Raw genomic sequence first — 18,965 nt, forward strand, 5'->3', positions numbered from 1 at the left:
CAGGCCGGTCGTCATGCTCTCCAACGTCACCGTTCGCATGCGCCTGATCGGCGCCCTCGCGATCCTGTCGGCCCTCGTCTGCGGCCTGGGCGGCTATTCTTACCTGAAGTTCGCGTCGCTGAGCGCGGCCATCGACGACTTGGGGGGGAACGCTCTCCCCTCGACGCGCACCCTCGGCCAAATCGCGAAGGATTTCGAGGCGCTGCGCAGCCGGCAGCTCGCCTACCTGATGTCGAGCGAGGAGCGGCGGCCCCAGTCGCTGACGCGCCTGCGCGCGACCGCCTCGGACATCCAGAAGAACCTCGTCGCCTACGAGCCCTTCGTTCAAGACGGCGAGAGCGCCCTCTGGCAGGCGGTCAAGACGAGCGTCACCGCCTACGCGACGATGGGCGACGAGTTCATCCGGCGGCTGAACGAGAAGGACAGGAGCGCCGGCGATTACCTGCTCGACGGCATGCTCCCGGCCCTCAATGCGGCACGCACCGCGATCAAGGCGGATCTCGACTTCAACGAGGCCAGCGGCGGGCGGATCGCCCGCGAGGCCGCCGACCTCGGCCAGGAGGCGCGTCGCTCGATCCTGATCGTCCTCGCCCTCGCCGCGGTGCTGACGATCGCGATCGGATGGATGTGCGTGCGGACGATCTCGACCCCCGTCCGCCGGATGGCCGGGGTCATGAACCTGATCTCGGCGGGCGACACCTCGGTCGGGGTCCCTCATGCCGGCGAGCGCAACGAGATCGGCGAGATGGCGAGCGCCGTCGAGGTCTTCCGGCAGGGCCTGATCCGCAACACCGTCCTCGAGGCCCAGTCCATCGAGGCCCGGCAGACGACGGAGATCCAGCGCAAGCGCATGATGAACGAGCTCGCGGATCGGTTCGAAGGCGCCGTCAGCGGCATCGTCGGCCTCGTCTCGTCGGCGGCGACGCAACTGCACGCGACGGCCCAGCAACTCACGACCGCTGCCGAGCAGACCTCGGTTCGTTCGGTCTCCGCTTCGACCGCCGCGGCCGCGGCCGGCGCCAACGTCACGACCGTGGCGAGTTCCGCCGAGGAGCTCGGGGCCTCCGTGCGCGAGATCGGGGAGCAGGTGACGCGGGCGGCGACCATGGCGCAGGGCGCCGTGGCCGAGACGCAGGTGTCCGCCAAGGTCGTGCGTGACCTGAGCCAGGCGGCCAACCACATCGGCGACATCGTCGACATGATCTCCGGCATCGCCAGCCAGACCAACCTCCTGGCGCTCAACGCCACCATCGAGGCGGCCCGGGCCGGCGTGGCCGGCAAGGGCTTCGCCGTCGTTGCGGCCGAGGTGAAGAGCCTCGCCGAGCAAACCACGCGGGCCACCGCCGAGATCAGTCAGCAGATCGCCGGCATCCAGGCCTCGACCGCCCAGGCCGTGACCGTCATCCAGGGCATCTCCGGCACGATCGGGCAGATCAACGACACGGCCGCCGGGATCTCCTCGGCCGTGGATGGACAGGGCGCCGCGACCCAGGAGATCGTGCACGCCGTTCATCAGGCCGCGATCGGCACGCGCGAGACGACGGCCAACATCAACGGCCTGAGCCAGGCGGCCCAGGAAACGGGACTCGCGGCCTCGCAGGTGCTCGGCGCCGCTTCGGACCTCTCCGCGCAATCCGACCGCCTCCACCAGGAGGTTCGGACCTTCCTGGCGACGGTCCGGGCGGCCTGAGGGCGCCGCGGCGTCCGGGCGGCTTCGCTTCGGGTGGAGGCCGCGGCGGGCCGGGATCGAGGCCGAGACCGCCGGGTCGGTCCTCCGGAGGTGCCTGTGCCCTCCCGCCCAGCCTCCTTCAGCCGTCCACCCACGACTCCAAGAGCGTGCCGAGCCCCGGCCCGTGGGGAACAGGCCCGAGTTTGGAACCGTTATGAATCCGATCTGCCCCCACGCGGCCGACCGTTGCTGCGCCCTCGCGCCCGGACGGCCCTCAAGCGCAGTAGGATTTTCATGCTCATCGAAAGCGGTTCGCCGGTCGCGGCGGACACCCGGATCGGCATCAGCCTGACGATCAACGGAGAGGCTCGGCAACTCCAGGTCGCGCCCTGGACCACCCTCCTCGACCTGTTGCGCGAGGAACTCGACCTCACGGGCTCCAAGAAGGGCTGCGACCACGGGCAGTGCGGCGCCTGCACCGTTCTGGTCGACGGCGTGCGGATCAATTCCTGTCTGGCCCTCGCCGTGATGAAGGACGGCGCCGCGATCACGACCGTGGAGGGTCTTGCGGGCCTTGCCAATCGCGGGGCCGGATCGGACGGACTGCACCCCATCCAGGAGGCCTTCATCGAGCACGACGCCTTCCAATGCGGCTACTGCACGCCCGGTCAGCTCTGCTCCTCCATCGGCATGATGAACGAGGGCCATGCGCACACCCGCGACGAGATCCGCGAGGCGATGAGCGGCAACATCTGTCGCTGCGGCGCCTACACCAACATCGTCGACGCGATCGAGGACGTGATGCAGGGCGAGGCCGCGCGATGAACCGCTTCGAATACGTCCGCGCCGGAACGGTGGCCGAGGCGGTCCAGGCCTTCGCGTCGGGCGCCGAATCCCGCTTCATCGCGGGCGGCACGAACCTCGTCGATCTGATGAAGTACAACGTCGAGCGCCCGGACCGGCTCGTGGACATCACGCGCCTGCCGCTCGACTCCATCGAGGAGCACGAGGGCGGGTTGCGCATCGGCGCGCTCGTCACCAACGCCACGGCCGCCTACGACGAGCGTGTCCAGGCCCGCTACCCGGTCCTGTCAAGCGCGATTCTGGCCGGCGCGACGGGCCAGCTCCGGAACGCCGCCACGATGGGCGGCAACCTCAACCAGCGCACGCGCTGTTACTACTTCTACGACGAGGCCACGCCCTGCAATAAGCGCCAGCCCGGCTCGGGCTGCGCGGCGATCGGCGGCGTCAACCGGATCCACGCGATCCTCGGCGCCAGCGAGCACTGCATCGCCACGCATCCCTCCGACATGTGCGTGGCGCTGGCCGCCTTGCAGGCGACCATCCGCTTGGCCGGCCCCGAGGGTGAACGGCAGCTCGCGATCGCGGATTACCACCGCCTGCCCGGCGACGCGCCGCAGCAGGACACCAACCTGAAGCCCGGCGAGATCGTCCTCTCCGTCGACCTCCCGGCGGAGGACTTCTCGCGCCATTACACCTACCTCAAGCTGCGCGATCGGCTCTCCTACGCCTTCGCCCTGGTCTCCGTGGCTGCCATCCTCGAGCTCGACGCCGACGTGATCCGGACCGCCCGCTTCGCGCTCGGCGGGGTCGCCCACAAGCCGTGGCGGGACGCGGAGGCCGAGGCCCTGCTGCAGGGGCGCGCGCCGACGCGCGAAGTGTTCGAGGAAGCCGCCGACCATGTCGTCCGGCACGCCCAGCCCCAATCGCAGAACGCCTTCAAGATCGAGCTCGCACGGCGCGCGATAGTGCGCGGCCTGACCCAGGCCGCTGCCGGCACGCCGCAACCCCTGTCCGACAAGCGCATCGCCTGAGGCACGAACCATGGCCCACAGCATCAGCATCGACGGCGTCGACCGCCATGTCGGCGCCGCCCGCAGCCGCGTAGATGGCCCGGCCAAGGTCACGGGGCTGGCGAAATACGCGGGCGAGTTCGACGCGCCGGACCTGTCGCACGGCTACGTCGTGTCGAGCGCCATCGCCAAGGGGCGGATCACGGCCATCGACGCCAGCGCGGCCGAGGCTGTCCCCGGCGTCGTCAAGGTCTTCACCCACGAGAACCGGCCGCGCACGGCCTGGCTCGACTACAACTACCAGGATCAGGTCGCGCCCCCTGGCTCGCCGTTCCGGCCGCTCTACGACGACAAGGTTCACTACAGCGGTCAGCCGGTGGCGCTCGTCGTGGCCGAGGATTTCGACAGGGCGCGCTACGCCGCCTCGCTCCTGCGCATCGGCTACGAGGCGGAGGCTCCTGAAACCGACCTGACCCGGCAGCAGGACCTCGCCTACGTGCCGCCGAAGAAGCGCTCGGGGATCAAGCCGCCCCCGGGTGCCCGAGGCGATGCGGACGGCGCCTTCGACGCCGCGCCGGTGCGGCTGCGCGAGGATTACCGGCAGGCGCCGGAGCATCACAATCCCATGGAGCCGCACGCCTCCACCGTGGTGTGGGAAGGCGACGGCCGGTTCACCGTCTACGACAAGATCCAGGGCGTCTCGAACAGCCAGAGCTACCTCATGGCCGTGTTCGGGCTGAAGAAGGACGACGTGCGCGTCATCAGCCCCTATCTCGGAGGCGGCTTCGGGTCGGGGCTCCGCCCGCAATACCAGCTCTTCCTGGCGATGATGGCAGCCCAGGTCCTCGAACGGTCGGTCCGCGTGGTGCTGACGCGGGACCAGATGTTCAGCTTCACCTACCGGCCCGACGTGCTCCAGACGGTGGCGGTCGCGGCGGCGGAAGACGGCCGCCTGCAATCGGTGCGGCACGACGCGATCTCGGGCACCTCGCGGTTCGAGGATTACCAGGAGGTCGTCGTCAACTGGTCCGGCATCCTGTACGAATGCGAGAACGTCTCCCTGAACTACAAGCTCGCGCAGATCGACACCTTCACGCCGGGTGACATGCGCGCGCCGGGTGCCGTGACCGGCGTCTTCGCCCTCGAGATGGCGATGGATGAACTCGCCTACGCGACGGGCCAGGATCCGATCGCCCTGCGGCTGCGCAACTACACCGAGACCGACCATACCGAGGACAAGCCGATCAGCTCGAAGGAGCTTCGGGCCTGCTACGCGCAAGGCGCCGAGCGGTTCGGATGGCAGGCCCGCAACCCTGAGTCGCGCTCCATGCGCGACGGCAAGGAACTCGTCGGCTGGGGCATGGCGACGGGCGTCTGGGAGGCGCTGATGCAGAAGTCGAGCGCGCAGGCCGTGCTCACCGCCGACGGCCGTCTCGAGATCGGGAATTCGACCGCGGATCTCGGCACCGGCACCTACACGATCCTGACCCAGATCGGCGCCGACACGCTGGGGCTTGCGATGGAGGACGTGACGGTGAAGCTCGGCGATACGAGCCTCGCCGAGGCGCCGCTCGCCGGCGGTTCCTGGACCGCCGCCTCGTCGGGGACGGCGGCGATGCGGGCCTGCCGCGAGATCGCGGCTCAGGTGTTCACCCTGGCCCGCGGCATGGAGAACTCGCCCCTCGCCAACGTCGATTTCGAGCGCGTCGCCTTCCGCGGCGGCCGCATCGAGGTCACGGACGATCCCTCGCGCAGCGTGACACTGATCGACGCGATGAGGGCCGGGGGCCTGGACCGGATCGAGGCGATGGGGTCGGCCGAGTCCGATCCGGGTCAGATGAAGAAGTTCTCGCACTACACCCATTCCGCGATCTTCGCGGAGGTGAAGGTCGACGAGGAGCTCGGGCAGGTGCGGGTCACCCGCATCGTCTCGGCGATCGCCGCGGGCAAGATCCTCAACCCGAAGACGGCGCGCAGCCAAATCCTCGGTGGCGTGGTGATGGGCATCGGCTCGGCCCTGCACGAGGAATCGATGCTCGACCACCGGCTCGGCCGGTTCATGAACCACAATCTCGGCGAGTACCACGTGCCCGTGAACGCGGACATCTACGACATCGACGTGATCTTCGTCGATGAGGAGGATCAGGCGAACCCGATGGGCGTGAAGGGCCTGGGCGAGATCGGCATCGTCGGCACGGCGGCCGCGATCGCCAACGCGGTGTATCACGCCACCGGCAAGCGCATCCGGCATCTGCCGATCACGATCGACAAGGTGCTTGAATAGGCGTCGGGAGGGGCGACGGCCTGATCGCTCTACGGCGTCCGTCACCTACCAGCTGACGTCAGCCTGCCCGGTTGACGGGTTGCGGCCATGAAGCGATCCTCGTCGCGAGAGGATCGCGTCATGCAGGAAACTGGATCTCATGCCCAGACCCCGGCGACGCGTGAGATCGCGACTCGCAGGGTTCGAGAGGCAGTCGCAGCGCTGGCCGATCTTGGCGTGTCGGCACTCGTCACGGGATCGCTGGCGCGGGGCGAGTACGAGGCGGGCTCCGATATCGATCTTCTGGTCACGTCGTGCCCGCCGCACCTGAAGTACGCGATCGAGGGGATCGTGGAGGATCACCTGCACGGCCATCGCTTCGACGTGGTCTATCAGGACGAGATTCCACCATGGAAGCTCCGGCACTTCAGGGAAAGGGCCGTCGATGCAAGAGATCTCGCTTGATAGCGAGAACGAGCTCTCCGACATCGCGGCGGAGGTCGACCATCTTAGGCGTTCGCTGGCGCGCGTGCAGGGTTCCCTGCCCGCGCGAGGCACGCACGAGGGTTGGGAGGCCGTTCATATCTGTGCTTCGGCGACCGAGAAGATCTACACGGGCGTGGAGCGGGTCATGTCCATGATCGCGACCGGCGTGGACGGCGGCGCGGTCGGGCGTTCGGACGGGTGGCATGTCGCCCTGCTGAAACGTATGAGCCACGCCGTTCTAGGCGTGCGGCCCGCGGTGCTGTCGCCTGACTGCTATGCGCGCCTCGATCGCCTTCGAGCGTTCAGGCATCGCGAGCGAAACACCTATGGGTTGGATCTCGACTTTGACGTGGTCATCGCCCGCAGCGCCGAAGCGATCGAGGCTTTCACCCTCTTTCGCAGGGAAGTCGGAAGCTTCCTCGACGCGATCGATCCGGCGGATCCACGCGCCTGAGACGCGCCGCTGCCGCGTCGAGCCGACATGAACCTCGTCCTCGTATTCATCGGCGCGGGTATCGGCGGCGTCATGCGCCATGCCGTCAACCTTGTAGCGGCGCGGATCGACTCGGACTTCCCTTACGGTACGCTGGCGATCAACGTCGTCGGATCGATCCTGATGGGCATGCTGGTCGGCTGGTTCGGCCTGCGCGGCGAGAGCCCACAGGCGCGCCTGTTTCTGGCCACCGGTGTGCTCGGAGGCTTCACCACCTTCTCGACCTTCTCGCTCGAGGCCGTCAGCCTCATCGAGCGGGGCCAAGCCGCCGCCGCCGCCGCTTACATCGTGGCCTCGGTGGTGATCGCCCTCGGAGGGCTATTCGTCGGGCTCTGGGTCGCGCGGGCCATCCTGTGACGGAGCCGGTCAGGCGGCACTGAGGCCCGGCATGATCAGGCAGTCACGGGCGACGAGATCGGCGAGCGCCTGCGGCGGCATCGCCTTGCCGTAGAGATAGCCCTGCCCCTCGCGGCAACCCATGGCGCGCAGGATGCTTTCCTGCTCCGGCGTCTCGATGCCCTCCGCGATGACGTCGAGGCCGAAGCTCTGCGCCATGCCGAGGATGGCGCGGATGATATCGGCATCGTGGCGGTCCGTGAGAACGTCGCGCACGAAGCTGCGGTCGATCTTGAGGCGGGTCAGCGGAAAGCGCTTCAGGGAGCTCAGGGAGGCGTAGCCGGTCCCGAAATCATCGAACGCGATGGCCACCCCCTCCCCGTGAAGGAGGCGGATCGGGTCGAGCGCCGCGTCCTCGCTATGCAGCGCGATCCGCTCCGTGAGTTCGATTTCGAGTGCATCGGCCGGCAACCCGTGCCGGCCGATGGCGTCCATCACCTCGCCCGCGAGGCCGCCGCCTTGCAGATGTGCACCGAAGAGGTTGACCGCCACCCGGATCGTCGGCAGCCCGGCATCGCGCCAAGCCGCGACCTGACGGCAGGCCTCGTCGACGATCCAACGTCCGATCGTCGGGGCGATCGGGTGGGCCTCGAGCGCGGGGAGGAACGCGCCGGGCAGCAGGAGCCCGCGCAGCGGATGCTGCCAGCGCAGAAGCGCCTCGACCCCGATGACGCGCCCGGTCTGCAGCGCGACCTGGGGCTGATAGTGCAGGACGAACTCGCCGGCCTCGAGCGCGCGTGTCAGCTCGTCGTGCAGCGTGCGTCGGGCGATCACGGCACTGCGATCGACGGCGTGAAGAGGCGGAAGCAGCGACGTCCGTCGCGCTTCGATTGATAGAGCGCGAGGTCGGCATCCGCCACGAGCTCGTCCGGCGCGACGCGGTCGGTGCCGGCTGCGGCGAGCGCACCGCCGATGCTGAGGCCGACGTGAAACGTATGGCCGCTGACCTGAAGGGGTTCGCGGAAGGCCTCGAGCACGGAGGCGGCGAAGGCGCCGGCCCTCAGCGGGTCGGCCGTCCGCGGCAGGAGCACGGCAAACTCGTCCCCACCCAGCCGGGCAACCATGCCATCGGCCTCGGCGCAGGCGCAGAGACGGATGGCGACCGCCTGCAGCAGCGCGTCCCCGGTGCCGTGGCCCAGGCTGTCGTTGACCTCCTTGAACCCGTCGAGGTCGAGCAGCATCACGGTCGTCGGGATGTCGCTCGCCAGCGCCGTGGCAAGCCGCTCGTTGAACAGGACACGATTGGCGAGGCCGGTCAGCGCGTCATGATGCGCCAACTGCACGAGGCGTGCATCCCGCTCCCGCCAAGCGCTGATGTCGCGCATGACCGCGCCGATACCGGTCCGAGCGCCGTCCCGCCAGATGGAGAGGGAGAATTCGATCGGGAACGTGGTCCCGTCCCTGCGCAGGGCCGTCACCTCGATGCTGCGGTTGGCGAGCTTCGAGGGTCCGCCGGCAGCGATGCGCGCAAGCCCCGCCTTGTGCGCCTCCCGGAACGGCTCCGGGATGATGCAATCCATGCTCCGGCCCAGCATCTCGCCGGAGGCATAGCCGTAGAGCATCTCGCAGGCCGGGTTCACGAAGACGACGATCCCGTCGTGATCGATCGCCATGAAGGCGTATTCCGCAGCCCTGGTGAAGCCCGCGGCGAGCGCTCCGGCGCGGGCCGCGCCGTGCATGGCCAAGCGGTCGCTTGCCACGCCGCTCAGCTCGGCCAGTTGGGCCGCCTGCTCCTCGGAGAAGGCGCGCGGCTCGCGATCTATGACGCAGAACGCGCCGAGGGGATGGCCGTCGGCGGAGACGAGCGGCACGCCCGCCAGAAACCGGATGCCGGGGGCGCCGGTGACCAGCGGATGCCCCGCGAAGCGATGATCCCGCCACGCATCCCCCACGACGAGCGGTGCGTCACTTCGAACTACGGCATCGCAGAAGGAACCGATGCGGGGCACCGTGACGGCGTCGAGATTGAGCGCTGCGTGCAGCCACACGCTTTCGGCATTCGCGAGGACGATCGCGGCCATCGGGGTACCGAAGGTGGCGGCTGCGAGGCGCAGGATCCGGTCGAGGCCGGGATCCGGCTCGCCCATGATCCGCCGCACCGCAACTGAGCGCTGCTCCTCGGCGTCGCCGGCGGACCCAAGATCAACGTGCGATGAGAGCATGAATTCGGAACCGGCCGACCTCGTCCAACCCCGATCGATAATGCAAAATCCTAACGTATTTTACTCTTCGATCTCCGAATTCAGCCTTGGTCGGCGCCGCGATCAGACGATCGGCGCGTCCTCATGCAGGAAGCGTGTGGAGCCTGCCGCGGAACTTGCCTTGGGCGCCGTCTGCTTGGCGGTCGCGCCGATGCGGACGGCCGCGGCGAGCGCCGGCAACGCTACGGGACGGAAGCCGTCGCGTTCGAGGTCCTGGCCGTTCGGGCGGCGCTCCGTCCGGGCTGCGTCGCCTTGGCTCTGCTGGGGGGGGTACATGATGACCAGACGTCCTGTCTCGCTGACCGAGGTCGCCCGACCTTCCTGTCAGGGACCGTTGCGCGCGTCGCTCGGGCACCGTTTCCGGCTCGACCCGGACGCGCGCTCGGCCGGCAGCTGACCCATAAACGTGGAAGCAATGTGAACGGAAGCTTAAGGCTACGGTTGATCGGGCGGAACTCTACCCGCCTGCCCGGCCAAGACGAGATCGAGCCTGTAGTGAATACGATTCGCGCTGCATTGCAGTGGCGCAATGATGCGATGCGGTCAGCTCTCAGGTAGTCACGCATGCTGGGCCAATAACGCGTCGCCCTGCTCCGGTGATCTTCGTCAGTGGCCCTCGGCTGCGATCCAGGCCGCGGTGCGGTCCAGCGCCCGGGTCAGACGGTCGAACAGCGTGTCGATCTCGCCCGGCGCGATCACCAGGGGCGGGCAGATCGCGACGCGATCGCCCGCGAGGAAGCGCACGATCAGCCCCTCGCCTTGCGCGAAAGCGACGCAGCGCGCCGCGACGCCGGCCTTGGGCTCGTATTGCCGCTTCGTGCGCTTGTCCGCGACGATCTCGATGCCACCGATCAAGCCGATCCCGCGCGCCTCGCCGATGAGCGGATGCTCGGCCAGGGCGGAGAGCCGAGCCTGGAAGTGCGGGGCTTTCTCGGCCACGCCCTCGACGATGCGGTCGCGACGGAAGATCTCGATGGTCTTGAGCGCGACGGCACAGGCCACGGGGTGCCCCGAATAGGTCGTGCCGTGGCCGAAGGTGCCGAGCTTGGCGCTCTGGCTCACCATCGCCCGGTAGAGCGGCTCGTCGACGGTGACGCCCCCGAGCGGCATGTAGCCGGAGGTCACGCCCTTGGCGAAGGACAGGGTGTCGGGTCGCAGCCCCAGGGCCTCGGAACCGAACCAGGTCCCGAGCCGCCCGAAGCCGCAGATGACCTCGTCGGCGATGAAGCGCACGTCGTAGCGGTTGAGCACCGCCTGGATCTTCGCGAAGTACCCCGCCGGCGGGACCACCGCGCCGCCGGCGCCCATCACCGGCTCGGCCACGAAGGCCGCGACCGTATCGGGATCCTCGCGCAGGATCAGCGCCTCGAGTTCGTCGGCGAGGCGCGCGGAGAACGCCTCCTCGGTCTCCCCGGCCTCCGCGAAGCGGTAATGGTGGGCGCAGGCCGTGTGCAGGAAGCCGGGCAGCGGTAGGTCCCAGTCGGCATGGTTGGCCGGCAGGCCCGTCATCGAGGCGGTGGCGACCGTGACGCCGTGGTAGCCCCGAATGCGCGAGATGATCTTCTTCTTGCGCGGGCGGCCGAGCGCATTGTTGAGGTACCAGGTCAGCTTGACCTGGGTGTCGTTGGCCTCCGAGCCCGAGGAGGTGAAGAACACCTTCGAGGTCGGGATCGGCATCAGCTCCTTCAGGGTCTCGGCGAGCTCGATCGCCGGGTCGTGGCTGCGCCCCGAGAACAGGTGGGTGAAGGGCAGGCGTGACATCTGCTCGGTCGCCGCCTCGACGAGCTCCTCGTTCGAGTAGCCGAGCGCCGTGCACCAAAGGCCGGCCATCCCCTCGAGATAGGGTCGGCCGTCGCTGTCGTAGACCCAGACGCCGTGCCCGCGCTCCAGCACCAGCGGCCCCGTCTCGCGGAACGTCGCGAGGTTGGTGTAGGGATGGATCAGGGTTTCGACGTCGCGGGCCGCGAGGTTCGAGAGCATGATGGCGCCGGGGTTTGCGGGGATCGGCTGGCGGAGGAGCGTGCCGCCACACTAACGGCCCGATGCGCCGGCACAAACCCGCCCGACGCCGCGGCAACCCACAAATTTCATGCTCGACCCAGCGACCATCGTCGCCCATCCGGCAGCGGGCCGGAGCTGCGGCACCTGCACGCTCTGCTGCAAGGTCTACGACGTTCCCGCCGTCGAGAGCGTGGCCGGGCAATGGTGCCGGCACACGAGGCAGGGGCGCGGCTGCGCCATCCATGAAACCCGCCCCGACCATTGCCGGGCCTTCCACTGCCTCTGGATGACGGAGAGCTGGCTTGGGCCGGAATGGAAGCCCGACCGGGCCAAGATGGTGCTCAGCCTCGACCCCGTGACCCGCAACATGAACGTGCAGGTCGATCCGGGCCAGCCGGGCGCTTGGCGGCGCGAGCCCTATTACGGACAGCTGAAGCGCTGGGCCGCCGCCTCTCTGCCCCTCAAGCGCCACGTTCTCGTCCACCTGAACAAGGCGACGACCGTGATTCTCCCCGACCGCGATGTGGCGCTCGGGATCTTCGAGCCCGGCGATCGGGTGATAACCCGCGAGCGCCTCGGCGCCTCAGGCCTCATGGTCGAGGTCGAGAAGGTTGGGGCGACCGTCTAGGTGGCACGCGCGAACCGCCTGCGCGGCCTCCTGTTCGACAAGGACGGCACCCTCGTCGATTTCGACCGCACCTGGGGACCGGCCGTCTACGCGGTCATGACCATCCTGGCGGCGGGGGATCGCGGGCGTCTCGAGGCGCTGATGGCGATCACCCATTACGTCGAGGACGAGCGACGCTTCCTGCCCACCTCTCCGCTGATCGCCGGCGCCTCGGCCGCCTTCGGCCACCTTTGGGCGCAGGCCCTCGACCGCCCGGCCGACGCGCGCTTCCTGGCGGAGCTCGACGGGCTGTTCCGCGAGGAGGGCCTGCGCTTCCTGCAGCCCCTCGGACGTCCCGCCGAAATCGCAGCCTCCCTGGCCTCCGCAGGCTACGCGCTCGGCATTGCGACGAACGACACGGAGGAATCAGCGCGCGCACAGGCCCGCGCCCTCGAGCTGCCGATGGACTTCATCGCAGGCTACGATTCCGGCTTCGGCGCCAAGCCGGAGCCGGGGATGATCACCGCCTTCGCGGATCATCTCGGCGTCCCGGCGTCGCGCATCGCCATGATCGGCGATTCGCCCTACGACCTCCTCGCCGCACGTGCGGCCGGGGCCGTCACGATCGCCGTGCTAAGCGGTCCCCTGGGCGCCGCGGCCCTCGGCCAGATGGCGCCGCTCGCCGACCACGGCGTGGATTCGATCGCGGACCTGCCCGGGCTGCTCGCCCGGATCGACGCGTCTGGAAACGATGCCCGATAACGGCTTAGGTTGAGCGACGATTCTCGGAGACGCCCCGTGCCACGCCTCGCGCTCACCTGCCTGTCCGCCTTCCTCGTCGCCACGCCCGCCCTGGCCGAGTTTCCCTGCGACGAACTCTGGGCCGAGCGCAACGCGGTCTACAAGGATGCGGGCTACTGCTTCCGCACGGCCAAGGCGATACGCGCCTTCGGCAATGCCGGCTGCAAGTACGACGAGATCGGCGACGTTCCCCTCTCGGCCCGCGATCGCGCCAAGGTCGCCGACATCCAGCGCGACGAGCGCCGGCACGGCTGCGCGCCCTGAGGCGTCCCGGCCCTAATCGCGAGCCGGGCCGGCATCCTCGCGGGCCAGGGCCCGCCATTGAAGGACGAGACGCTCGAACTCGGCGATGTCCTCCGCCGGGATTCGCCCCAGCGTGCGCGCGACATAGGCCTCCTGCGCGGCGATGCCCCGCGCCGCGAGGCCGGTGCCGGCCTCGGTGAGGTGGAGCGCGTGCGAGCGCCGATCGCCCGGAATCGCCCGGCGCTCGACGAGCCCGGCCTCCACGAGGCGGTCAATGAGGCCTGAGACATTGCCCTTGGTCACGTAGAGCCGCGCAGCGAGGTCCTGCTGGGTCAGGCCTTCGCGCTCCGTCAGGGTCGAGAGCACGTCGAATTGCGGGATGGAGAGGCCGATCTCCCGCAGCTCCGCCCCAATGGCGGCGGAAACCCGCCGGTTGAGGCGGATGAACCGAAACCAGACCCTGAGCGGGTCGACGACGTCCGTTTTGGGGACGGCATCCGTCTTGGGTTTGGCGCGGGCGGAGAGGGTCGCGGTCATGTCGAGCGTCGCTATAGCAGAACCGGACCTTCCCGGAACCCGGACGAAAGTCGCGTCTGGCGCTGACCGCCCCTGAACGCTAAGTCTCGGCCGACGCGTCGGGGCGGCGTCGGCGCATCGTCGAGGTCATCCCGCGACGCGGCCCAGGGTTCCCGGATCGTCTGCGACGACCATCATAGAGAGGCCCGAGCGGCCCGGAGGCGCCGCCGGCGCTTGCGACGCCAGCCGGGCCGGGAGAAGCCATTCCGGTGCCCATGCGTCGCCGTCCCGTCCTGGAACCCTCGACCCGCGCCGGATCCTATGCGCGCCGATTGGCTTGGCTCTCGCTGCTCGTGACGGCGTTCGCCCTGCTCCTCGTGCGAGACCCGCGCGCGGAGGCCGGGCCGGCGCTCGCCGCCCTGGCCGCGGGTCCTGCGCTGGCCCTGCTGGCCGTCGGCCTCGCGCTCTTCGCGTTTCTCCGGGTTTGGCGCGACGGGGCGCGCGGCCTCGGCGCCGCGATCGGCGGGATGTTCATCGCCAGCCTCGTCCTCGCCTATCCCGCCTATGCGGGCCTGCGCGGTCTGCGCCTGCCGGCGATCGCCGACGTAAGCACCGATACCGAGAACCCGCCGGCCTTCTCGCGCTCGCGCACCGCCTTCGCCGCGCGGGACGGACGCTATCCGCCCGATCCGGGGGCCGAGGCCCGCGCCGAGCAGCGCAAGGCCTATCCGCAGATCGCGCCGCTGACCCTCGACCTCGACGCGAACGAGGCGTTCGAGCTCGCCCGCAAGGCGGCGGTCAACCGGCGCTGGCAGATCGTCGAGGCGATCCGGCCCGGCGGCCGCATCGGCAACGGACGGATTGAGGCCGTGTCGCGCGGCCTGATCCTGAACCTGCCCGACGACGTGACCGTCCGCGTCCGGCCGAGGGCCGACGGCGCGCGGATCGACGTCCGCTCGGCCTCGCGCCTCGGATCGCGCGACCTCGGCGCGAATGCGGATCGCATCCGGGCCTATCTCGACGAGGTCGCCAACCTCGCCATCGCCGTCAAGTAAGCGGCTCCGAAAGCTCTCCCCCACGGAAGGTCGCCCATGGATCTCGACGCGCTGCGCAACGCGACCCTCACCTTCGTGGAGACCCACAAGGCCTGGACGCCGTTGATCACCGGCATCATCGCCTTCTGCGAATCCGTCGCCTTTCTCTCCCTGCTGGTGCCGGCGACGGTGATCCTGCTCGGCATCGGGGCGTTGATCGGCGCGGCCGACATCCCGTTCTGGCCGGTCGTCATCGCCGCGGCCATCGGCGCGACGCTGGGCGACTGGCTCTCCTACGAGTTCGGCCACTACTTCAAGGACGACGCCAAGCGCCTCTGGCCGATGCGGCGCTACCCCGAGATGGTCGCCCGCGGCGAGGATTTCTGCCGGAGATGGGGCGCGAGCGGCGTCGCGGTCGGCCGCTTCTTCGGGCCGGCGCGCGCGGTGGTGCCGCTGATCGCCGGGATCTTCGGCGTCCCTCGTATCCCGTTCCAGATCGCGAATGTCCTTTCGGCGGTGGCCTGGGCCTTCATCATGCTGGCGCCGGGGGCAGGCATCCTGGCCTATTTTCGGGCCTGAGGCGGCGTGCGCCGCTTCCCGCCCGAGCGCATCGTCTGCCTCACCGAGGAGACCGTCGAGACGCTCTACCTGCTGGGCGAGGAGCAGCGCATCGTCGGGGTCTCGGGCTACGCGGTCCGGCCGGCGCGGGTTCGGCGGGAGAAGCCCCGCGTTTCGGCCTTCACCAGCGCCGACATCCCCAAGATCCTGGCGCTCAAGCCGGACCTCGTCCTCGCCTTCTCCGATCTCCAGGCCGACATCGTCGCCGATCTCGCGCGGGCGGGCCTCGCCGTCCACCTCTTCAACCAGCGCGACGTTGCCGGCTGCCTCGCGATGATCCGCACGCTGGGCGGCCTCGTCGGCGCAGGCGAGCGCGCCGAGGCGCTGGCCCGCTCCTTCGAGGATCGGCTCGTCGCGACGGCCGCCGCCTGCGCCGGCAGGCCGCGTCCGCGGGTCTATTTCGAGGAATGGGACGCGCCGATGATCTCCGGGATCGGCTGGGTCTCCGACCTGATCGCCTATGCGGGCGGCGAGGATGTCTTTCCAGTTCTGTCCCGCGCGGCCGCCGCCAAGGACCGGATCGTCACTTCCGAGGCCGTCATCGCCGCGCGCCCGGACGTGATCCTCGCGTCCTGGTGCGGGAAGCGGGTGAACATCGCCCGCATCCGCGAACGGCCGGGTTGGGCGGCGATCCCCGCCGTTGCGGCGGGCCGGGTCCATGAGATCAAGTCGCCGCTGATCCTGCAGCCCGGGCCGGCGGCCTTGAGCGACGGCTTCGACGCGATCCGGGCGGCGCTTTCCGGGTGCGATCCCGCCGCAGGTGACAAGGCGGGCGCGGCCTGATTCTGTGGGGACGAATCAAGGTCGCTCCGTCATCGCCCCCGGAAAAATCGTGTCCGCAGCCCTCGCCCATGCGCTCCTGCCGCCTGACCGACGCCAGTCGCCGACCGCGCTCCAGGTCCAGCGCGGGGTCCGCCGCCTGTTCGCGGATCTCGGCCAGGTGACGATCCCGGAGTTCTCCCTGGCCAACGGGCGTCGCGCCGACGTGATCGCGCTCTGCCCGGCCGGGCGGCTGACGATCATCGAGATCAAGTCGAGCGTCTCCGATTTCCGGGCGGATCGGAAATGGCCGGACTACCGCGACTATTGCGACCGCTTCTACTTCGCGATTCCCGAGACCCTGCCCGAGACGCTGATACCGGAGGAGACCGGGCTCATCGTCGCCGACGGCTTCGGTGCCGCGATCCTTCGCGACCCCCCGGACCACGCCTTGAGCGGGGCGCGCCGCAAGGCCGTGACCCTGCGCTTCGCCCACAACGCCGCGCGCCTGCTGCACGCGCTCGCCGACCCGGGCGCCATCCGCGAGGGTGCGCTCTGACGCCCGGCGTCAATGCGTGTTGAGGAACTCGATCGTTGCGGCGTTGAAGCGGTCCGTCGCCTCCATGTGGACGAGGTGGCCGATCCCCTCGAAGACGACGGCGCGGCCGTCCGGCATCCTGGCCGCGAGCGCCCGGGCAAGCCCGGCATTGTCGCCCATGCCTGCCTGAAGTTCAGGCGGCGCGAAGGCCTTGCCCGGGGCATTGCGGTCGTTGCCGCCCATCACGAACAGGGTCGGCGCCCGGACCAGCGGAATCTCGTGGACCACCGGCTGACCCCAGATGATCTGGTAGGAATTCACGAAGGACTGGAGCCAGCGCGGGTACTCGCCGGAGCTCTTCACGCCTTCGCGCAGGGCGACGAAGGGTTCGATCGCCGATTCCGGCAGGCTCAGCGCGTAGCTCGTCATGAGCTGCTTGCGGTAGGCGGGCGCCGTCAGCTCGCCCTCGCGCTTCAGCAGCGTCTCGTCGGAGACCGGCGGCACGGCGAAGCGGTAATCCTCCAGCCCGATCGGCGCTTCGAGCACGAGGCTGTTGACGCGCGTCGGTGCATTGCGGGCGAGCCGAACCGCCAGCATGCCGCCCATCGAGTGGGCGACGACGTCGACGCGGGCGAGACCGAGGGCGTCGAGGAGCGCCACGGTGTCGGCCGCCATCCCGTCGAAGGTGAAGGGACCGACCGGCTTCGAGGACTTCCCGAAGCCGAGCTGATCCGGCACGACGACGCGGTAGCCGGCCGCGGTCAGGCTCGGGATCACCGGCTGCCAGTAGCTCGACGGGAAGTTGCGCCCGTGCAGCAGCACCACGGTGCGACCGTTAGCGTTCCCGGCCGCCGGAATGTCCATGTAGGCGAGCCGCTGCCGTTCTCCGTCCCGGGTCAGGTCGAGGTAACGGACGGGATGGGGATAGGCGAATCCCTCCAGCGCGATCCCGAGCGGCGTGGTCTGCGCGCGTGCGGGGCCGGGAGAGAAGGCGAGCAGCAGCGCGAGCAGCAGGACGTGCATGGAATGGTCCCCGTGACGGCCGATCCGCGGCCTCTGCCGCAGAGATAGGGCATTTCAAAACCGCCGCGGATGGTTCAGGGCTCGCAGCGATGACGGACGCAGCCCGCGCACCCGAACCGGGTCAGATCAAGGACGGCCTGCCGGCGCGCGAGCGGGGGCTCGCGATGCTGGCTATCGCGCTCGCCCTGATGATGGCCGTGCTCGATGGCGCGATCGTCAACGTCGCCCTTCCGGCGATGGCGAGGGAATTGGGCGTGAGCCCGCGCGCGGCCGTCTTCGTGGTCAGCGGCTTCCAGATCGCGGTGACGGTCTGCCTCCTGCCCTTCGCCGCGCTCGGCGACATCCTTGGCTATCGGCGGGTCTACCTCGCCGGCCTCGCCCTCTTCACGGCGGCCTCCCTGGCCTGCGCTCTCTCGCCCACGCTCGACTGGCTCATCGTCTCGCGGATCCTGCAGGGGATCGGCGGCGCCGGGATCATGAGCGTCAACATCGCGCTCGTCCGCTTCATCTACCCGAACAACCTGATCGGACGCGGCGTCAGCAACACCGCCCTGGTCGTCGCCCTGTCCTCGGCCGCGGGGCCGACGGCGGCGGCCGCGATCCTGACGGTGGCGGGCTGGCCCTGGCTGTTCCTCGTCAACGTGCCCATCGGCATCGTCGCCTTTGCCGCCGCCATCCGAACCCTGCCGGCGACGCCGCGCAGCGGCGCGCGCTTCGACGGCCTCAGCGCGATCCTCAACGCGCTGACCTTCGGGCTTCTCATCATCGGAATCGATGGCCTCGGGCATCCGGAGGGACGCCCGACGGCGATCGCCGAGATCGCCGCCGCGCTCGTCCTCGGCGCGGTCTTCGTGCGCCACCAACTCACCCTGGCGGCGCCGCTGCTGCCCGTCGACCTTCTGCGCATCCCCGTCTTCGCGTTGTCGATGGCGACCTCGATCGTCTCGTTCTGCGCGCAGATGATGGCCTACGTGGCGCTGCCCTTCTACCTGCACGAGGCGATGCGCCTCTCTGAGGCGCAAACGGGCCTGCTGATGACCGCCTGGCCCATCGCCATCGCGGTCGTGGCGCCGATCTCGGGGCGCCTTGCCGATCGCTACGCACCGGGTCTTCTCGGCGGCATCGGCCTCAGCCTCATGGCGATGGGTCTCGCGGCCATGGCCGCGCTTCCGCCGACGCCGGTGGCCATCATCGGGCCCCTGACCCTCTGCGGGATCGGCTTCGGCCTGTTCCAGCCGCCGAACAACAAAGCGATCCTGACGAGCGCGCCGCGCTCGCGAAGCGGAGGTGCCGGGGGCATGCAGGCGACGGCGCGCCTCGTCGGCCAGTCCTTGGGATCGGCCGTCGTCGCCGTGATCTTCGGCTTCGGCGAGCGGAGCGGAGACGCCGCCGGCCCCTCGGGCGCGGTTCCCCTCGTCCTGTGGTGCGCCGCCGGCCTGTCGACCGCCGGCGCCATCGCGAGTGCGCTGCGCCTCAGGCGCCGCAGCGACGCCTGAGGCGCGC

Annotated in this window: 21 protein-coding genes; 15 read left to right on the top strand and 6 right to left on the bottom strand. The window is 69.6% G+C overall.

Annotated elements, in window-relative coordinates; translation table 11 throughout:
• The first annotated feature begins 13 nt into the window (after positions 1-13).
• The 7 genes from MFF55_RS12695 to crcB all read left to right on the top strand — a co-directional run bounded on the left by MFF55_RS12695 (position 14) and on the right by crcB (position 7,082).
• On the top strand, positions 14-1,690 hold the full coding sequence (locus MFF55_RS12695; protein ID WP_238244462.1) for a methyl-accepting chemotaxis protein: 1,677 nt from the start codon (positions 14-16) through the stop codon (positions 1,688-1,690).
• A 273-nt stretch (positions 1,691-1,963) separates the two neighbouring features.
• Positions 1,964-2,494, top strand: a complete 531-nt coding sequence (locus MFF55_RS12700; RefSeq protein WP_238244463.1) for a (2Fe-2S)-binding protein — start codon at positions 1,964-1,966, stop codon at positions 2,492-2,494.
• Complete coding sequence (locus MFF55_RS12705; RefSeq protein WP_238244464.1) at positions 2,491-3,504, top strand: FAD binding domain-containing protein; 1,014 nt, start codon at positions 2,491-2,493, stop codon at positions 3,502-3,504. The genes MFF55_RS12700 and MFF55_RS12705 overlap by 4 nt, the downstream gene beginning before the upstream one ends.
• Before the next feature lie 10 nt (positions 3,505-3,514).
• Positions 3,515-5,767 (top strand): xanthine dehydrogenase family protein molybdopterin-binding subunit, encoded by a 2,253-nt coding sequence (locus MFF55_RS12710; RefSeq protein ID WP_238244465.1) that lies wholly within the window; start codon positions 3,515-3,517, stop codon positions 5,765-5,767.
• A 120-nt stretch (positions 5,768-5,887) separates the two neighbouring features.
• On the top strand, positions 5,888-6,211 hold the full coding sequence (locus tag MFF55_RS12715; protein ID WP_283206734.1) for a nucleotidyltransferase family protein: 324 nt from the start codon (positions 5,888-5,890) through the stop codon (positions 6,209-6,211).
• On the top strand, positions 6,192-6,686 hold the full coding sequence (locus MFF55_RS12720; protein WP_238244467.1) for a ribonuclease toxin HepT-like protein: 495 nt from the start codon (positions 6,192-6,194) through the stop codon (positions 6,684-6,686). Before MFF55_RS12715 ends, MFF55_RS12720 begins: the two co-directional genes overlap by 20 nt.
• A 27-nt stretch (positions 6,687-6,713) precedes the next feature.
• Positions 6,714-7,082, top strand: a complete 369-nt coding sequence (crcB, locus tag MFF55_RS12725) for a fluoride efflux transporter CrcB (protein ID WP_238244468.1) — start codon at positions 6,714-6,716, stop codon at positions 7,080-7,082.
• Between the two features lie 9 nt (positions 7,083-7,091).
• Here crcB and MFF55_RS12730 read toward each other — a convergent pair whose 3' ends face one another.
• The 4 genes from MFF55_RS12730 to MFF55_RS12745 form a co-directional block, all read right to left on the bottom strand.
• Entirely contained in the window at positions 7,092-7,895 is an 804-nt protein-coding gene (locus MFF55_RS12730) for a putative bifunctional diguanylate cyclase/phosphodiesterase (RefSeq protein WP_238244469.1), read from the bottom strand.
• Positions 7,892-9,283 (bottom strand): diguanylate cyclase domain-containing protein, encoded by a 1,392-nt coding sequence (locus tag MFF55_RS12735; protein ID WP_238244470.1) that lies wholly within the window; start codon positions 9,281-9,283, stop codon positions 7,892-7,894. Before MFF55_RS12735 ends, MFF55_RS12730 begins: the two co-directional genes overlap by 4 nt.
• A gap of 102 nt (positions 9,284-9,385) precedes the next feature.
• Positions 9,386-9,598, bottom strand: a complete 213-nt coding sequence (locus MFF55_RS12740; RefSeq protein WP_238244471.1) for a hypothetical protein — start codon at positions 9,596-9,598, stop codon at positions 9,386-9,388.
• A 330-nt stretch (positions 9,599-9,928) separates the two neighbouring features.
• Complete coding sequence (locus MFF55_RS12745; RefSeq protein ID WP_238244472.1) at positions 9,929-11,302, bottom strand: aminotransferase; 1,374 nt, start codon at positions 11,300-11,302, stop codon at positions 9,929-9,931.
• Positions 11,303-11,411: 109 nt separating this feature from the next.
• On the opposite strand from MFF55_RS12745, the gene MFF55_RS12750 reads away from it, so the two are divergent.
• The 3 genes from MFF55_RS12750 to MFF55_RS12760 are packed head-to-tail and all read left to right on the top strand — an operon-like array spanning position 11,412 to position 12,995.
• A complete protein-coding gene (locus MFF55_RS12750; protein ID WP_238244473.1) occupies positions 11,412-11,951 on the top strand; it encodes a hypothetical protein in 540 nt (179 codons plus the stop codon).
• Positions 11,952-12,692, top strand: a complete 741-nt coding sequence (locus MFF55_RS12755; protein ID WP_238244474.1) for an HAD family hydrolase — start codon at positions 11,952-11,954, stop codon at positions 12,690-12,692.
• A 36-nt stretch (positions 12,693-12,728) separates the two neighbouring features.
• On the top strand, positions 12,729-12,995 hold the full coding sequence (locus tag MFF55_RS12760) for a YARHG domain-containing protein (protein WP_238244475.1): 267 nt from the start codon (positions 12,729-12,731) through the stop codon (positions 12,993-12,995).
• Between the two features lie 12 nt (positions 12,996-13,007).
• Here MFF55_RS12760 and MFF55_RS12765 read toward each other — a convergent pair whose 3' ends face one another.
• Entirely contained in the window at positions 13,008-13,511 is a 504-nt protein-coding gene (locus tag MFF55_RS12765; RefSeq protein ID WP_238244476.1) for a MarR family winged helix-turn-helix transcriptional regulator, read from the bottom strand.
• A gap of 254 nt (positions 13,512-13,765) precedes the next feature.
• Here MFF55_RS12765 and MFF55_RS12770 point away from each other — a divergent pair, with 254 nt between their 5' ends.
• Genes MFF55_RS12770 through MFF55_RS12785 form a run of 4 tightly spaced genes read left to right on the top strand, consistent with a single transcriptional unit; the run spans position 13,766 to position 16,460 of the window.
• A complete protein-coding gene (locus MFF55_RS12770) occupies positions 13,766-14,545 on the top strand; it encodes a DUF1499 domain-containing protein (protein WP_238244496.1) in 780 nt (259 codons plus the stop codon).
• Between the two features lie 36 nt (positions 14,546-14,581).
• Positions 14,582-15,103, top strand: a complete 522-nt coding sequence (locus MFF55_RS12775) for a DedA family protein (protein WP_238244477.1) — start codon at positions 14,582-14,584, stop codon at positions 15,101-15,103.
• Between the two features lie 6 nt (positions 15,104-15,109).
• Positions 15,110-15,925 (top strand): cobalamin-binding protein, encoded by an 816-nt coding sequence (locus MFF55_RS12780; RefSeq protein WP_238244478.1) that lies wholly within the window; start codon positions 15,110-15,112, stop codon positions 15,923-15,925.
• Between the two features lie 49 nt (positions 15,926-15,974).
• Positions 15,975-16,460, top strand: a complete 486-nt coding sequence (locus MFF55_RS12785) for an MmcB family DNA repair protein (RefSeq protein ID WP_238244479.1) — start codon at positions 15,975-15,977, stop codon at positions 16,458-16,460.
• A 9-nt stretch (positions 16,461-16,469) separates the two neighbouring features.
• Here MFF55_RS12785 and MFF55_RS12790 read toward each other — a convergent pair whose 3' ends face one another.
• Positions 16,470-17,462, bottom strand: a complete 993-nt coding sequence (locus MFF55_RS12790) for an alpha/beta fold hydrolase (protein ID WP_283206735.1) — start codon at positions 17,460-17,462, stop codon at positions 16,470-16,472.
• Between the two features lie 89 nt (positions 17,463-17,551).
• Here MFF55_RS12790 and MFF55_RS12795 point away from each other — a divergent pair, with 89 nt between their 5' ends.
• A complete protein-coding gene (locus MFF55_RS12795) occupies positions 17,552-18,958 on the top strand; it encodes an MFS transporter (RefSeq protein ID WP_238244480.1) in 1,407 nt (468 codons plus the stop codon).
• Positions 18,959-18,965: the final 7 nt, after the last annotated feature.

Source organism: Methylobacterium iners, from assembly GCF_022179305.1.
Classification (GTDB): Bacteria; Pseudomonadota; Alphaproteobacteria; order Rhizobiales; family Beijerinckiaceae; genus Methylobacterium; species Methylobacterium iners.

Bases quoted from the DNA above. Each gene is read 5' to 3' on its own strand.
- MFF55_RS12695 (WP_238244462.1), top strand. From the start codon at position 14: ATGCTCTCCAACGTCACCGTTCGCATGCGCCTGATCGGCGCCCTCGCG.
- MFF55_RS12700 (WP_238244463.1), top strand. From the start codon at position 1,964: ATGCTCATCGAAAGCGGTTCGCCGGTCGCGGCGGACACCCGGATCGGC.
- MFF55_RS12705 (WP_238244464.1), top strand. From the start codon at position 2,491: ATGAACCGCTTCGAATACGTCCGCGCCGGAACGGTGGCCGAGGCGGTC.
- MFF55_RS12710 (WP_238244465.1), top strand. From the start codon at position 3,515: ATGGCCCACAGCATCAGCATCGACGGCGTCGACCGCCATGTCGGCGCC.
- MFF55_RS12715 (WP_283206734.1), top strand. From the start codon at position 5,888: ATGCAGGAAACTGGATCTCATGCCCAGACCCCGGCGACGCGTGAGATC.
- MFF55_RS12720 (WP_238244467.1), top strand. From the start codon at position 6,192: ATGCAAGAGATCTCGCTTGATAGCGAGAACGAGCTCTCCGACATCGCG.
- crcB (WP_238244468.1), top strand. From the start codon at position 6,714: ATGAACCTCGTCCTCGTATTCATCGGCGCGGGTATCGGCGGCGTCATG.
- MFF55_RS12735 (WP_238244470.1), bottom strand. From the start codon at position 9,283: ATGCTCTCATCGCACGTTGATCTTGGGTCCGCCGGCGACGCCGAGGAG.
- MFF55_RS12740 (WP_238244471.1), bottom strand. From the start codon at position 9,598: ATGTACCCCCCCCAGCAGAGCCAAGGCGACGCAGCCCGGACGGAGCGC.
- MFF55_RS12745 (WP_238244472.1), bottom strand. From the start codon at position 11,302: ATGCTCTCGAACCTCGCGGCCCGCGACGTCGAAACCCTGATCCATCCC.
- MFF55_RS12750 (WP_238244473.1), top strand. From the start codon at position 11,412: ATGCTCGACCCAGCGACCATCGTCGCCCATCCGGCAGCGGGCCGGAGC.
- MFF55_RS12765 (WP_238244476.1), bottom strand. From the start codon at position 13,511: ATGACCGCGACCCTCTCCGCCCGCGCCAAACCCAAGACGGATGCCGTC.
- MFF55_RS12770 (WP_238244496.1), top strand. From the start codon at position 13,766: ATGCGTCGCCGTCCCGTCCTGGAACCCTCGACCCGCGCCGGATCCTAT.
- MFF55_RS12775 (WP_238244477.1), top strand. From the start codon at position 14,582: ATGGATCTCGACGCGCTGCGCAACGCGACCCTCACCTTCGTGGAGACC.
- MFF55_RS12790 (WP_283206735.1), bottom strand. From the start codon at position 17,462: ATGCACGTCCTGCTGCTCGCGCTGCTGCTCGCCTTCTCTCCCGGCCCC.
- MFF55_RS12795 (WP_238244480.1), top strand. From the start codon at position 17,552: ATGACGGACGCAGCCCGCGCACCCGAACCGGGTCAGATCAAGGACGGC.